This window comes from Pirellulales bacterium (assembly GCA_036490175.1).
Taxonomy (GTDB): domain Bacteria; phylum Planctomycetota; class Planctomycetia; order Pirellulales; family JACPPG01; genus JACPPG01.
The window spans coordinates 1-15,520 of the sequence record DASXEJ010000140.1 but is presented as its reverse complement, the minus strand read 5'-3'; the positions used below and the strand labels follow the sequence as shown (position 1 = coordinate 15,520).

Genomic DNA, 15,520 nt, shown 5'->3' with positions numbered 1-15,520 from the left:
GAAATCACGCAGGCCACGATCCTGGCCAGCCGTGGTTCCGTCATGTCCCCTCGGTCGCTGGTGGATGGGCGGCCATTCGATTGCGGCGGGCTGCAACCCTCTCTCTGTGATCGATGGGCATTGTGCGCCGTAATTCAGTCCGGTCGCCCCAGGTAATACCCCGTCCTCGCGGCACCGGATAATGTCCCACGATCACGCTGATCTATCGCTTCGTTCGCTGTTGCTACGATGGGCGACTAGCGATTGAAGATGAAGCCGAGCGTGAAGCCTTGCATGAACACGGTCTGGCGATTGTTGCCGTGAACAAGCAGGCCCATGTTCGGCAGCGTGTAGTTGATCATGTCGCTAGGACGGGCAATGCCGTCGACGATCAAGCCGGTCCAACCGACGTTGACCGAGGCCTTGTTGAAGATCTGGTATTGCAGGTTGAGTCGCAGCTCTGCGAGGTTGGAGAACTCGGTCTTGCCGATGGCAGTGTTCCAGCCGGTGGGCTGCAGATTAAGCGAATTGCCGGTGATCGTTGCCGGCGCACCAGGGACAGTAAGGCCCGCGATCAGTCCTTGTTGCTGGTTGTTCTGAATATTCGCCATTGGCGAATAGCGTACTTCGCTGGTCAAATTCAACCGGTTGCGGCGATGGGCAAATCGCAACCCGATGTTGGGACCCACCAGGTTGTTGATGGCACGGGTGTTCCAGTAGCTATAGTCCAGTACGCCACCTTGACCCAAGACGTAGAAACTTTCATCCCAGCGGAAGTAGCGTACGCCGCCGAGGATTTCCCAGGTCGTCGGATGATAACGCTCTCGTAGGCGCCAAACATAGTCGGCTTCGGCGCCCCACGTGGCACGATGGTCCTGGACAAGGATTCTGGTGAAATTCGTCGGCAGCGTGGCCAAGTCACCGAAGTCCGGCGCGGTGCCGGGATTGGCAGGTACCTGTCCTGACGTCGGGTTGGCTCCATAGCGGCCGAAGATGCCGTTGCCGTTGAGGTCGGCGTCGTGTCCTAGACCGCTCGGGTCAACGAACCCCTGCAGGAGCGAGATTCCGTAGGGCCCTTGCGGCGGTGCGTAGAACGGTACGCCCACGTTTTGACCAACGGCCTGCTGATCGTTGTCATAGAGCCTGAACGCGCTTAGCAAGAAGCCGTGGCTCTTGTCCATCCAACCACCTTCCCAACGATAGCCGTTGGAGGGTCCGTCGCCAATAAACCCTGTGTCCATTGGACCAAGCTGCACGCCCGCATTGCTACCACCGAGAGTTGTGGTACCGGTAGGCGGCGTGATTGAACTGGGGAGCGTCACGATGCCCTGGCCGACCGAGGCTCCAAAGTAGTTCGGCGTGCCGGTAAAGTACGCGGTCGAAATGCTGGGATTACCGATGATCGTCCGCTTCGGCGGCGACACCGTGTATCGCAGATAGTCCCAAGAAAACCACCAGCCTGTATTGGCCGGGATGCCAGCACCGTAGGTGCTGATGTCCGCCGGGGCCCAAACCTCCATATCCTCAATGCTCATGAACTCGGGACCCGGGGCATCAATGCCGCTCGGCGTCTCATCCCCGACGGTGGGTCCCGGTCCGGGCCGATCATGGCCTGGCTGCGGAGGACCGCTCGCCTGCTGCGGCCCCGGCGGGTGCGTGGATGAGTACTGCTGCACTCCCTGCTCGGTTCCCAGCGCCACCGAGACGCATAGCATCTGGACGGCCAACGTGAGCAAGGACGCTTTCAGGCGGCTAATCGACATCGTCGGAGTCCACATAAGTTCCACGGACAGTATCCGCGCAATCACACAGCGGAGAACTCCGCTGTAGGTATTCGTGCCCGTAGTATCGGCCTTGCCAGTCGCGGCAGTTGAGTAAGAAAGGTAAACCCTAACGAAAAAATGGTTACTTCCGATTCCGAAGACATTTCCGGTAGGCGTTTCATGTAGATGGGCAAAATACGAAGAGATTGACGGCGCAAGAGGGACTGTGCATGGTTGTCTGAGTATTTTGCGGTGACTTTGCCGTGACCCTCTGGGCGTCTGCAACCACATACGTCTTCCGACAAAAGAGCGCGGCCGCTACTGCGCTCCCGCATGCGGCTCTCCGTCATTACCGCGCATGGCAGGTACGGCAATCGCATTGCCAGCACGCCGACGTCGGCCCGCGCTCCTGCCGTCGCACGCTAATTCCCGCCGAGGAGTTGAAATGCGACCACAGCGACCGGCGGCTGCGTCACATCAAGGAGATGGTCGTGCGGCTGGGCATCGCGTGACGGATTGCTAGCACGACCCAATGCCTGCCCATGGGCAGGATCAACACGGTTTCGGCCGTGGCCACGGTTAGCGCTCCGTCGACCCATAGGGTATTGGCGTGGCACGGCATCGCTCGGATCGCCACCCAACAACGCCAGAGCGTCGATCGCGGCGGTGCGCACGGTGGGCCAGACGATTGCGGATTCTGTACCAGGTCCGCCAGGGGTCGAAGCAATGCTTCCACGCACGATTGCCCGGCGGACGCCGCACGCCCGGCAGACTTCCGAGATCTGCTGGTCCTGCGTGTTACGGTTGGCTTGTCCAAGCGAGCGAATCGCCGAGCGATTCGACGCGTCAATACATAGCATCCCGCGCGGAATCAATGAAGTACGTGTTTAGCAGCGACGGCGAACGCGCTCTACGGCTTTGCCGCTTCGAGTGTATAGAGTGCCTTGGCATCCTGTGCGGTCCAGGCGCGTAGGGTGCTATCCTGACCGCCGGCCACGAGCAGCTTGCCGTCGGGCGTGATGGCGGCGGCGTACATGAAGTCGCTTGCACCGCCGAAGTCGCGGACTTTCTTGCCGCTATCGGTCTGATAGAGGTGCACCAGCTTGTCGCCCGTGCAGGAAATCGTTTCGTCTCCGGTGCCGACAAAGGCCACGGCAGTGACTTCCTTGGCAAAGCCGCCGATGGTGCGCTGCTGCTCGCCCGTTTCGAAGTTCCAGACCTTGATGACGTTGTCCGCGCCGCCGCTAGCTAGGACGCGTCCCTGCGATTGCCAGGCTACGGTCAGCACGTGATGGGTATGCCCCTCGAAGCTCTTAGCCAGACTTCCCTTGGCCACGTCGAAAACCTTGACGAACTTGTCGGCGCCGCACGACGCCAGATACTTGCCGTCGGGCGAAAAATCGAGCCCGAAGATCGTATCGCTATGAGCGTCGGCGATCTCGCGCGCCAGTGTGCCGTCGGCCACGTTCCAGATCTTCAGTTCGCCGCTGCGCGACGGCTCTCCACTGCCGCTGGCGAGTAGCTTGCCGTCGGGGCTGAAGTCGAGCGCCGTGACCCGGTCGACGAGCAACGCGCTCTCCGGGCCACCGATCGTGCGCTGCCAGGTCCAGGCCGGGTGCAGGTCCCACGCGATTGCTGATTTGTCGGCGCTACCAGATACCACGCGACCGTCGCCGGCAAAGGCAACGGCCAGCACCGGCGCGGCATGACCCGAATAGGTCTCGAACGCGGCGCCATTGTCGGCGCTCCATAGATGAATCAGGCGGTCGTCACCGCCGGTCACCAGCTGCACATTATCGGGCGAGAACGCGACGGTGCGGATCGGTTGTTCGCTGGCCACGGCGGTTTGCTTGGCCTTCTCGAGCTCGGCCTGCGATTGTTTGAGCGCCGCTTCGCCGGCTGCTTGGGTCGCCTTGGCAACGGGTACGGCCTCGGCCGCGCGCTTGGCGGCGACGTTCGATGCGGCCAGTGCCTGCTCGGCCGCGGTGAAGCCGGTTTCCGCCTGCTTGCGCGCCGCGTCACCATCGGTGGCCGCCTTTACTTTCGCCGCCAAAGCGTCGGCGGCCGCTTTGACTTTAGCCGGCGACTCCACCACGGCCTTCTCCGCAGCGACTTTGGCTTCTTTGCTAGCGGCGATTTTGGCCGTGGCTTCGACGATAGCTTTCTCACCCGCGGCTTTGGCGTCGGCCAGGAACCTGTTGCCCGGCGCGGCATCGGCTGCGGCCGTGGCCTGAGCCGCCATTTCGCTGGTGGTTTTAGCGGCGGCCTCGGCATCGGCGATGACCTTGTCGGCGCCGGACTTGGCATCGTCGGCCGCTTTAGCGGCGGCCACGGCTTCGGTCGAGGCCTTTTCGGCCGCGACTTTTTCTTCTTCTGCTTTTTTGGCGGCTTCGGTCTTCTCCGTGCGACCCTTTTCAGCGGCGGTGAGCGCCTCCATCGCCTTCGTTACGCCTTCGGCTTCCGAGGTTGACGCCTTTTCCGACGTGGCGACGGCGGCCGTGAAGTGCGCCAGGTCACGGGTGCGATCGGCCACGGTCCGCTCGGCCGAGGCGGTTTGCAGTTGTGCGCGAACGTCACCGCGCAGGTCAGCCACCAGCTTGCCGTCCGCCGCGTTCCACAGTTTGGCAATGCCGCCGACGCCTGCCGTGGCAAAGCGAGCTCCATCGGGCCGCACGGCGACAGCCGTCACCGGGCTGCCGTGATCGAGCTGCTGCATGACCTTGCCATCGGCCAGGTTCCACAGCCGTGCTGTGCCGTCGGCACTGCCTGAGAGAATGCGCGGCGGCATGCCAGGCACGTTGGCCAGCGACGTGATCGGTTGGGCATGGCCCGAGAAAGCGGCCACAGGCGCCGCCTCGGCCACTTGTTGCGACGTTGCCGAAGCGATGTTCCACACGCGGATCAAATTATCTGCGCCACCGGCCGCGATCTGCGAGCCATCGGCCATAATTGCCACAGCGTTCACGGCGGCCGGCACGCTAATGCCACCTTGCGCCGCGCCGTCGGCCACTTGCCAGCAGCGGACCGACTTGTCGAGCGAGCCGGAGAAGAGCCGCGCGCCATCCGCCGAAAACACGAGCGACGTAATGCCGGCTGTGTGTCCGGAAAGCGTTCGGGCCGCGGCGCCTTGGGTTGCGTCCCACAATTTCACTTGTCCGTCGTTACCGCCTGTGGCCAACCATTTGCCATCGGCACTGACGGTGATCGCTGCCACGGATTCGGGCGCTACGGCGTCGAGAGTGAACGCACGCACGTTACGCGGCCGACTCCACAACTTGATCGTGCGGTAGCCGCCCGAGGCCAGCGTGTAGCCATCCGGGCTGATTGCCAGCGATTGCACCAGGTCAAGATCCGCTACGCCTGGCTTCTGGTAGACGCCGGCACGCAACAACTCTGGATCGGTCAAGCGACCGACCAATTTGCCGGTGGGCGTGTGATAGACAAATATCTGATTCGCGCGGCCGCAGGCTGTGTATTGGCCATCGGGCGTGAGGGCTACCGCATAGATCGGATTCACACCTGGCGGCAGCGGCTGCCAGGCGATCGACTCGCCCGCGCCATTATTGCCGGTCGCCCCCTGGTCGATCCACAGCTTCACGAGCCCCAATTCCTCGCTCGACATCGGCGTAGCATTGGCTTTGTTTCCCGGCGGCGGCATCAAGTCGTCGAGCTGACCGCTGGCCCGTTTGAGCAGCAGACTCTCGACACTTTTGTTGGCCACGACACCTGGGCCGCTGTCACCCCCCTTGAGAATCGTTTGCGGGCTTTCCAGGCTTAAGCCCCCTTCGTGCGTCGTGGTGTTATGGCAAGCCACGCAATGCTTCTGTAGCAACGGTTGCACATCCTTGGCGAAATCAACCGGAACGTCACGCTTTACGTCAGCAATGGGAATCGTCGCGGGCGCATCGTCGGCGCGCACGTGCGGGGCAGTGGTCGTCGTGACGATGAACGTCGCGATCAGGCATGGCCACGCGAGCGTGGGCATGGCACCCGTCACTTTTGCACCCAACACTCTTGCGCCCGTCGTTCTGGTGCCTTGCACGCGAACGGGACGTGGCGCCCAAAACGAGAAACGATTCGTTAACTTTGCTGTCATGGCATTACCGCGTGAATACGTCACTCTAGTTGGATTTCCTAGCAAATGTTGAGTAGGAACTATTGCGCGGCTTCAATTTTGATTTGCACAGGCTGATCGACCGTGAAGTCCGCTCCGCCAAATTTGAACTTGGTTCGAGCAATCAACGAATGCTTACCCGCCGGTGATTCGGCCGTGGTGGTCAGAGCGAACTTTGCGTCCACCATTTCGGGAGGCAGAGTCAACTTGGCTGCCGACACACCCTTGACCGCCTCGGGCACGACCAGCTCGACTTCCAACGGATCGGCGAAACCATATAGCCGTCCCACAGCGACGGGAATTTCGAGCGGCATGCCGGGCTTGATCGCAGCGGCCGGCGGCGTGACGGACAGTGTCAGCGGTGCATTAGTAATCTTGAGTATGGCCGACGTCGACGACTCGAACACGTTGACGTTTTTCTGTTCGGCCGCTTTGGCCAGATCCGCCGCGCGTTTGTCGGCAGCCGTTTTGGCGTCGGCCGCCGCCTTGGCCTTGGCGGCTGCATCGGCGGCGAGTTTGTCCTTAATCGCCTTGTCAGCCGTAGCGGCTTGCATCTTGGCCGCGGCCTCGGTGGCTGCTTTGTCGGTCGCTACGCGTCCGGCGGCTGCCGCCTCGGATTGCACTTGGGCCACTTGGACTTCGACCTCGGCATCGTCCTTCGCCTTGACCAGCGCCTGGTTCGTCGAGTCCTTTTCTGCAGCCTCGCGCGCTTGCGTGAGCCTGGTCGCGGCGGCTTTGGCTTCGTCTGCCGCTGCCGTCGCCTTCTGAGCTTGAGCCTGTGCCGACGCTGTGGCCTGGGTGCTGGCGGCGGCCGACTCGGAGGCCAGTTTTTCGGCGGCCAGCCGCGCCTGCTCGGTCACTTGCGAGGCGGCGGCCAGCTCAGTAGAGAGTTTTTCGATGACCTGCTTCGCCGCGGCTGCTACGTCGGCGCTTTGCGGATCGCGACGGTATGGGACGGCTGCTTGCGCCTGCAAGCGGAGGTCGTACACGCCCGGCCTCGCCTTGTCCGCGATCTCAAGCGCGAGCTTTCCTTCGCTAGCCTCGGGTGCGATCGTCACGGCAGCCGCTTTGACGTTCGCCGGTAATGCCAGCGCCGTGAGCGTGACTGGTTGTTTCATTTCGCCGCGACGCACGACCTTGATCGGTATCTCGAGCTTGCCGGCGCGCGACATTTCCCATGTCTTGTCTTCGCCCAGTTCCACCAAAAACGGCGCCGTATCCAAATCGAGTACGGCCAGCCACAGGTCGCGGGCCAGTCGCGCCTCGGGAGGCGTGTTCAGCGGCACCGGCCAGGCGATGGCGGCAGGACGTGCCACGCGGGCGATCTCTTTGCCATCGATGGCAGCCTTGCCAACAACGCGAATCGTGCCGGCCCAGGCGTGAGCATCTTCAGCGGCCCGCAATACGATCGTCGTTGTATTCTGGTCGGCCGGGATCAATCCCGGGCGGGCCGTCACTCCGGCAGGAAGTCCGTCAACGGTGATGTTGATCTCGCCTGCGTATCCGTCGCGTCGCAACGCCACCACGTTAATCGTCTCGGTGCCGCCGCGCCGCAACAACGGATTGCCCGGCTGAAAATCCGATGGCGCCGTGAGGTTCGTATGGTAAGCCGGCACGGCCACCAGGCGGAAATCGGGCGCCGCGCGGCGGATGGCCAAGGCATAGATCAAACGTGGATCGCCACGCGAGCCGGCGTACAGATCGCGAATCAGAACGCGGTAGGTGCCATCTTCCGGTGCCAGAAATCGATAGGCCGGATCGTCGCTTTCGGGCCGGAACGAAGGAATGCCGGCGCCTTTGCCCGCGTCGTCCAGCTCTTGGACGTCGGTCACTTGGCTCTCGCCCTTATCGTTGCGCGAGACGCGCTGTACGAGCACATACGGATCGGTCGGCAGCCCCAGCCGCTGCGAGATGGCTTCGATCCAGTAGGAGTCACCCTTTTTGGCCTCGAACGAAATCCAGTCGTAGTCGCCGCGCGGCGAGAACCGACCCACAAACGTGCAAGGCACGCTGATCGGCTGCGGCTTGTTCGGGTCGTCATTAGGCTCTTGCTCTTCAACCACGGCGGCCGACGTGAAGCCAATCAGGCAGGGGTTTGAATCCCCGGCCGGCGTCGAAAGCCGGTATTCAAAGCCGTCGAGCGTTGCGTCTTGGGCTCGCACCAGGTTGCTGATCGTCAACTCGTCTGTAGCCTGGCCGGCTGGCGCTTCGATCTCGATCGTCAATTTCTCAAGCGTACGGCCGCGCGAGGTCATTCCCTCGACCTTGGCCCCGCCCGGCAAATGGCTGCCGAAAAGCGTGAAGCTCGCCTTCGTTCCAGGCACCGCGACCGGCGGATCGACAAAGTCGATATAGGGACCTGTGGTAACGAGCAAGCGATAGAAGTAGTCGGCGCCGCCCCGATAAAGGAAGTCGTACAGCTTGATGGTGTACAAGCCGTCGGCCGGCGCTGTGAACGCCAAGAGTGGATCGCGGCGATTCGTATCACGATCGAACGACAGTTCACGACCACTCGCATCGTAAATTACAAGCGTGCCATCCAGCCGCGAATCGATGCGCTCGGCCCAGCAGTCGATCACCACTTGCTCGTCTTTCTTGAGCGCGATCTTGAAGTAGTCGTTGCTGGTGGCATCGGCCGTGCCATTGATGATCGTATTGAACGGGATCGCCGCGGCCTTTTCCGGAGAGTGATTGTCGGCCGGCTCCTTTTGCTCGGGCAGATTGCCCACCACGAATGCGCGCGGGTTCGAGATGCCGAATCTTCCGCTGAATCGCGCCTCGTAGATGCCCGGCGGCACGTCCGGATGAATGGCCACGGTGAACTCACTCGGAATTCCTTGCGGTCCGGATTCAAACGGCGTGGGAGCCCGTGTTTTCTGCACAGCGGTGACATGCGAATGCGAGAAGACCAGCCGATCGGCGCCGTCGATATCGGTGCCGCCAGCAAGCCGCACGTCGACAATCGTTCCTTGCCGTCCGCCGGCCGGAAATAACGCGTGCAACTGCGCGGCTGGCAACTGGGCCCACGCACTGCCTGCGGGGATCATCAGCAGCGCAACAACAAGTAGCAGACGGCGCATCCAGCACACTACGGCGCGACGCGCTCCGGTCGAGATTCGAGACACAGCATTCTCCATCGTCGAGGCCCTGGTGCGGGGCCGAACGACCGGCAGGTCGTTGCGGGGCAGGTAGGTTGGGAAGGTGGGTCTAAGTCCTCGCGCCGCAAAGCCGATCGCTGGGCCGCCACGCGAGTGTCGCGCAGTAGCCATTCGGTCGCGCTCGACGCTACTCCAGCACCCGGCGAAGGGCTCGCCAGGTTCCGCCAATGCTTTTCAAAACCCGAGGGCAGGATCTACAGTGCCGTGGGCTGCGGGCCCAAGGCCTACTTCAAGGCTCTAGTCTGATTGCCGGCCGCGTAAAAATCCACTTCCGCGTCGGCAAACCGCATCGCGGGCAACAAACTGTCAGTCGCCCCGGCTGCCGCCGAGCCGCCTGCCTTTGCCCCGACTAGTGATTGAACAGGAATTCTTTGGTATTCACCAAAGCCCAGAGGATGTCCTCGAAGGCCTGTTGCTTGTTCTCGTTCTTGGCCAGGTGGCCGGTCGCGATCGCCAGTTCGTCCGAGGCCGGCTCGCGCGAGTAGACGCACAGGTACAGCTCGCGCACCTTGTCTTCGTCGCTGCGTTGCTTGTCGCCGGCCAGCCGGGCGGCACGTCCGCTGCCGTTGGCCAGCTTGCCTTGCACTTCGCTGGAATTCAGCAGGTGTAGGCTCTGCGCCAGGTTGGCCTCTTGCGAACGCTCGCACTCGCAAGCACTAGCTGCTTCGGGCTTGCCGAATACCGTGAGGAAGTACGAATTCACGCCCGTATCCGGAATCTGCACGGCCCTCGTGCCGGCCGGCAATCCCGAGAAGCTACTGGGCGCGGCGGTAACGCCGTCCAACGCATCCAACAGAACCTCGGCCGTGAGGCGCTTGGGATAGTAGCGCGAGAAATTCTGCTTGTCGTTCAGGTTGTAGTCGTTCGGCAGCGCGCTCAGTTGATAAGCGCTCGAGCGGCAGATGGTCCGCACCAGCTCTTTCAGATCGAAATGACTGCTGGCGAAGTGCTTGGCGAGGGCGTCAAGCAACTGTGGATTCGAGGCCGGGTTCGTCACCCGCATGTCGTCTTCGGGATCGACGATGCCGCGGCTGAAGAAATGCTTCCAGTACCGATTCACCAGCGCCTTGGCAAAGAACGGGTTGTCCGGCGCCGCCATCCAATCAACCAAAGCCTCGCGCGGGTCGCGCTCGGGCGAAACGTCGCTGGGCTTTGCTCCCAGGCCGGTCGGGGGCAGGCTTTCGCCTGTCTTCGGATTCGTGGCCCGGGCGGCACCGCGCTTGCTAAAGACGCGCTGCTCGTCAGTCTGATCTCCCGGCTTGCGCGCTACCTGCGAGAAGAACGCCGAGAAACCGTAGTAGTCGCGCTGGCTCCAGGCCTCGAACGGATGGTGATGGCAGCGGGCACATTGAATCCGCAATCCCAGAAACAATTGCGCGCTGTCTTCGACCTGCTGATTCGTGTCCTTTACTTCGCGATACCAGGCCACGGGCGGATTGTCGCCCACATCGCCCGAGGCGGTCAGAATGTCGCGCACGAACTGATCATACGGCTTATTGGCATACAGGCTTTCGCGAATCCAGTCGTGGAACGCGTAGGTGCCGTGCATGTAATTGGGGTTCTGGCGCCGATTACGCAGCACCGCGGTCCACTTGTTGGCGAAGTAGTCGGCGTAATCGCTGCTGTCCAGCAAACGATCGATCGCCCGATCGCGCTTGGCGGGATCCGTTTCGGCCAGAAAGGCTTTGGTCTCTTCCAGCGTCGGTAAACGTCCGGCGATATCGACGCTGACGCGACGCAGGAACGTGGCGTCGTCGCAAACCACCGAGGGGGGCACGCCGAGGGTCTTCAGCTTCGCGAAAACCAGGTCGTCGACAAAGTTTTGCGAGGGCGGCAGAGTGTCGACGTTCACACCCAACGGCACATTGGCCCGGAACACACCCACATGCCCCTGGTAGCGTGCCATTACGGCCACGTCGCCGGTCAGGTCGAGCGTCTTGACCAGGCCTAGGTTCGAGACTTCGGCCATCTCATTGTCGTTAGGATCAAATTGGGCCAGCCGCGTCACATCCTCTATAGCGCCGTCAGTGTAGTGTGCCAGCACGGCGATCTGTTGCTCACCTCGGCGGGCCATGATCGAGTATTCCGGCAGGACTTCGATCCGCGCGACCTTGGGATCGGTATCTTTGCCGTAGGGCATGCCCTGCGTGATCCAGCGCTTTAACAGTCGATATTCGAGCGATTCCTTATCCAGCCGCTGACCGCCACCATGCGGAATGGCGTTGATCGGCTTGGTCAGCAGCAGGCTGCGATCAGGCGCTGCAGGGAACAAACGCCGGCCGCGCGCTTCCTTAACCAGATGCTCATAATCCTCGCCCGGCTCGAACCCAAGCAGCGACAGCTTGAAACCGTTCTGGCCGCTGGCCTTACCGTGGCATCCGCCACTGTTACAGCCGAGTTTGGTAAAGATCGGCACGATCTGGTTCGGGAAATTGATCTGCGGATCGTCGACAAAATGATCCACCGCCACTTCCATGCTGGCGTTCACACCGCCAGCTGCTTGGGCCGTGACAACTGTCTTGCCATCGGCCAGCGGAGTGACCAGGCCTGTGCTGTCGACAGAGACGATGCCGGCAGGATTGCTGGAAAAGGCGATCTGGCGGGTGGCATCTCGCGTTATGCCGGCGGCGTACTTGGCCATCACCACCAATTGACGCTGGGCGTCACGGCCGCGCAATAACGCATTGGCGCCCGTGGCAAAGGACAGTTCCGTGGCGGCGCCCAAGTCGACGACTGGGGCCGCTGGGCCGGCGGGCGGCGGCACACTGGTATTAATGGCGACTTCTTCGGCCACGACGTTCGAGGCCAAAGCGATCGCAAGCGATAGCGCGACAAGACGTGGAAACACGGCTGTCGGAGTCATAGGGCTCCTCCCGTGAGCAGGACCGGTGGGGTGCTGAGGCAGGCTAAAAAGCGGGCGCCCGGATTATCGCATTCACATTCCTTGAATGCAACGATTTTTCAACGCGCCATCATATGTTGATGCATTCACGGGGCGTCGCGCACGGCGTGCCGGACGATTTCTCTCGATAGAAACTGGTCCACGTATGTTCACCATCTGATTCGCGGCGGATGAACCGCCCAGGCAAGAGATGCGCCCCACTGACCGGAGGCGCGACCTTTAAGACACCGCCAGGCTGCCGCGGTTCAATGCGTCGATCAGCAGGCGCAGCCGTCCCAGGCTACGGCGATTGAACTGGAACACCAGCCGTGGCAGCGGAGCCAACTGCGGCTCGTCCTTTTCGTCCGGCAACGCCTCGGACACGGTGAATTTGCCGTCGATCAGAATGTCGGCAAAGTGAGCGTTGATGGCGTCCAGCAGCTCTTCGCTAGGAGCATGACTGAGCCGCACCACGAGCTTGTTCTTCACGTACCGCATGCTGTGGTAGACGCGATAGAAATGATCGATCTCGCGCACCGCCTCGCCGACGTCGTCCGTCAGCTTGTACAATGACAAGTCTTCGGGCGAAATCATGCCGTGTCCCAGCAAGCGACGCTTAATGTACTCGTGGAACTCGGGCCAGAAGCTGCCCCCCTTTTCGTCCAAAAAGACGATCGGCACCATGTCGCGCTTGCCGGTTTGCAAGAGCGTCAGCACCTCGAAGCCTTCGTCCAGCGTGCCAAAACCGCCGGGCAACAGGCACACGGCATCGCACTCTTTTACGAACATCAGCTTGCGCGTGAAAAAGTATTTCATATGGACGAGTTTGGCATCGCCCGCGATGACGGGATTCGCATCCTGCTCGAAAGGGAGCATGATGTTCAGTCCCATCGAGTTTTCGCGGCCGGCTCCCAGATGGCCTGCCTCCATGATGCCGCTGGCCGCGCCGGTGACGACCAGCCAACTGCGGGCAGCCATTTCCCGGCCGAAATCGACCGCCTGCTGAAACGTGGCTTCGTGCGGGCGGGTGCGGGCCGAACCGAACACCGTGACTTTGCGCCGCGATCGATAAGGGGCGAAGACTTTGAACGCCCAGCGCAGTTCACGGATGGCGCGGCTGAGGATTTTCAGATCGCCGCGGCTGGTGCGGTCGGCCGCCAGTTTATCGGCCGAATCCTTGATCATGGCGATCAAGTCACTGACGCGATCCGCATTCCAAGTGTCGGTAAGGCCTTCAACTGTATCCAGCGACGGTACTTCTTGCGGCAATTCGTTCAATGCGATCCCTAATTACAGCATGCGGAAGGGGGTCGTGCAGGTGGATATCCCGGTAGCGTTGCTGCACATTATATATGTCGGCCAATTATATACCGTTCCCCCGCCTAGCGCGTAGCTGGGCGCGTGTTGGCGTGGTAGGTTGCGATCGTCGTTTCGCTTGTCTGCTCAGCTTTTTGGCCTGCTTCCTGTCGCCCGCGAATGTTACAGGAAGTTCATAGTGCACGGCCAGCGATACCGAGACCGGCGGAGTAGCGATCCCACGGCGCGGACGTTTGTTCCCAGCTAACCGAACGCAAATAATCGTCGAGGGCCAAAAGCATGGCCGATTCTGTTCGCGTTGCAGTGATTGGCCGCACGGGACGTGGCGACTATGGGCACGGTCTGGACACCGTCTGGGCCGATGTGCCCGAGACGCAAGTCGTGGCCGTGGCGGATGACGATCGCGACGGTCTGGCCAAGGCCGCCATGCGACTCGGCGTCGACCGCGCATTCAGCGACTATCGCAAAATGCTGGATGACGTGAAGCCCGACATCGTGGCCATCGCCCCGCGTTGGGTGGACCAGCATCGCGACATGGCTGTGGCCGCCGCCGAGCGTGGCATCCATATATTTATGGAGAAGCCCTTCTGTCGTACGCCGGCCGAAGCCGACCAGATCGTGGCGGCCTGCGAACGCACACACACTCGGTTGGCGATCGCCCATCAGACCCACTACAGCCCCAAGATCGACGTCGTCCGCCGTTTGATTGCCGACGGCAAGATCGGCCGCGTGCTCGAACTGCGCTCGCGCGGCAAGGAAGACCAGCGCGGCGGCGGCGAAGACCTGTTCGTGCTCGGCTCGCACATCATGGACCTGATCCGCATTTTTGGCGGCGATCCGCAGTGGTGCTTCGCCTCGGTCCTGGTCGATGGCCATCCAGTGCGCCGCGAGGACGTGCGCGAAGGTCCCGAAGGACTCGGCCCGCTGGCCGGCGACACGGTGAGCGCCATGTTCGGTCTGCCGGACAGCCGGACTGCGTATTTCAATTCGTGCCGCAGTGCGGGCCCAGGGACACGATTCGGCGTCACAATCTGCGGCACCGGTGGACTCATCGAAATTCAAACCGGCTACCTGCCCAAAGTGAAACTGCTGGCCGACCCCTCTTGGACGTCTGGCGCACCGTGGCAGGATGTCTCGAGCGCCGGCGTGGGACAGCCCGAACCACTCACCGACGGCACAGCGCACGCGGGCAACAAGGCCGCCGTCGAAGATCTGCTGGCGGCGATCCGCGAAAACCGCGACACCAGGTGCAACGCCTACGACGCACGGGCCACGATCGAAATGATTGCGGCCGTCTTTGGCTCCCACTGCGGGCATGCTCCGGTTAAACTACCTCTGACAAACCGCCAGAATCCCCTCGCCACGCTCGCCAGCTGATCCAGCACCTTCTTGCTCGCCGGCCGTGGGCGGGACAATGCCCCTTGTTCGCCAATCCAAGAGTTGCCATGCCCCCGAAAGGTCATCGTGTTCGTCCGACTCCACAGAACAAGGCCGGCGCGCCGCGCAGCGTGCCGACCACGCCCGAGCAAATGTTGTGGAACCGGCTGCGCAGCAAACAGCTGTCCGGTTGGAGATTCCGCCGCCAGGTGGCGATCGACCGTTTTGTCGTCGACTTCTATTGCGCCACCGCACAATTGGTCGTCGAAATCAACGCGCCGACGGCGGACGACCGCCAAAGCTACGACGCCGGACGGGCCGAAAGGCTCGCCGAGGGGGGCTTGCGCGTGATCCGCTACACAAACGACGAAGTCCTGCAGGACCTCGACGCCGTCGTGCAAGACATTCTGCGACATCTACAAGGACCGACGACGACTGCGTGACGGTGCGCGTCGCCCCTTCCCGTGCCACGTGCGTCCTGCCCTCCCAGACCCAAGGGGCGCGTTACCCTTTCCTAATCCCTCCCTGAATGGGAGTGGGATTTTGAACGTTGCTCGACGCAGCGATGTATATGCGCGTGCATAGCATTAGCGCGTGGATTGCAAAAACGTTTGCCCACAACATTTGTGTGTGCCACATATGCGCGGGCGCAAAAAGCCATCTCCCTGAAATGGTAGAGGTGTGAATGCACTGGGTGCGGTATCGCACCGCGCCGGATATCGCACTGTGCCGTACATACAGCCGTGCGCTTGCAGCGCGGCGTGATTTTTCAGGGCGGCCAGATTTGCGGTTGACGGCGGGCCGCGCCGATTTATTCAATTTATGGAATTATTCACCGCTGCGAAAAACGACGACCACGACTTGACCAGACGGACAGAAACCCTGGTTTTTTAGGGAAATGCGAGCGCACCACGACCTGCCAACGTCAAGT

Annotated in this window: 8 protein-coding genes; 2 read left to right on the top strand and 6 right to left on the bottom strand. The window is 61.9% G+C overall.

Annotated features, from left to right (window positions below; translation table 11 throughout):
- Nucleotides 1-236: 236 nt before the first annotated feature.
- The 6 genes from VGG64_10625 to VGG64_10600 all read right to left on the bottom strand — a co-directional run bounded on the left by VGG64_10625 (nt 237) and on the right by VGG64_10600 (nt 13,173).
- A complete protein-coding gene (locus VGG64_10625) occupies nt 237-1,742 on the bottom strand; it encodes a BBP7 family outer membrane beta-barrel protein (protein HEY1600048.1) in 1,506 nt (501 codons plus the stop codon).
- Nucleotides 1,743-2,214: 472 nt separating this feature from the next.
- A complete protein-coding gene (locus VGG64_10620) occupies nt 2,215-2,364 on the bottom strand; it encodes a hypothetical protein (GenBank protein HEY1600047.1) in 150 nt (49 codons plus the stop codon).
- A gap of 288 nt (nt 2,365-2,652) precedes the next feature.
- Complete coding sequence (locus VGG64_10615; GenBank protein HEY1600046.1) at nt 2,653-5,727, bottom strand: c-type cytochrome domain-containing protein; 3,075 nt, start codon at nt 5,725-5,727, stop codon at nt 2,653-2,655.
- 170 nt (nt 5,728-5,897) lie between these two features.
- On the bottom strand, nt 5,898-8,981 hold the full coding sequence (locus tag VGG64_10610) for a PPC domain-containing protein (GenBank protein HEY1600045.1): 3,084 nt from the start codon (nt 8,979-8,981) through the stop codon (nt 5,898-5,900).
- Between the two features lie 382 nt (nt 8,982-9,363).
- Nucleotides 9,364-11,877, bottom strand: coding sequence for a DUF1549 domain-containing protein (locus VGG64_10605; protein HEY1600044.1), 2,514 nt, complete (start codon nt 11,875-11,877; stop codon nt 9,364-9,366).
- A gap of 258 nt (nt 11,878-12,135) precedes the next feature.
- Nucleotides 12,136-13,173: a TIGR00730 family Rossman fold protein gene (locus tag VGG64_10600; protein ID HEY1600043.1), complete on the bottom strand. Its 1,038-nt coding sequence runs from the start codon at nt 13,171-13,173 to the stop codon at nt 12,136-12,138.
- A gap of 318 nt (nt 13,174-13,491) precedes the next feature.
- Between VGG64_10600 and VGG64_10595 the strand changes: the two genes are divergently transcribed.
- Both VGG64_10595 and VGG64_10590 read left to right on the top strand, forming a co-directional pair.
- A complete protein-coding gene (locus VGG64_10595; GenBank protein HEY1600042.1) occupies nt 13,492-14,589 on the top strand; it encodes a Gfo/Idh/MocA family oxidoreductase in 1,098 nt (365 codons plus the stop codon).
- A 68-nt stretch (nt 14,590-14,657) separates the two neighbouring features.
- Nucleotides 14,658-15,032, top strand: a complete 375-nt coding sequence (locus VGG64_10590; protein ID HEY1600041.1) for a DUF559 domain-containing protein — start codon at nt 14,658-14,660, stop codon at nt 15,030-15,032.
- Nucleotides 15,033-15,520: the final 488 nt, after the last annotated feature.

Coding starts and splice junctions, on each gene's coding strand:
- VGG64_10625 (HEY1600048.1), bottom strand. CDS start 1,742: ATGTCGATTAGCCGCCTGAAAGCGTCCTTGCTCACGTTGGCCGTCCAG.
- VGG64_10620 (HEY1600047.1), bottom strand. CDS start 2,364: ATGCCGTGCCACGCCAATACCCTATGGGTCGACGGAGCGCTAACCGTG.
- VGG64_10615 (HEY1600046.1), bottom strand. CDS start 5,727: ATGCCCACGCTCGCGTGGCCATGCCTGATCGCGACGTTCATCGTCACG.
- VGG64_10605 (HEY1600044.1), bottom strand. CDS start 11,877: ATGACTCCGACAGCCGTGTTTCCACGTCTTGTCGCGCTATCGCTTGCG.
- VGG64_10595 (HEY1600042.1), top strand. CDS start 13,492: ATGGCCGATTCTGTTCGCGTTGCAGTGATTGGCCGCACGGGACGTGGC.
- VGG64_10590 (HEY1600041.1), top strand. CDS start 14,658: ATGCCCCCGAAAGGTCATCGTGTTCGTCCGACTCCACAGAACAAGGCC.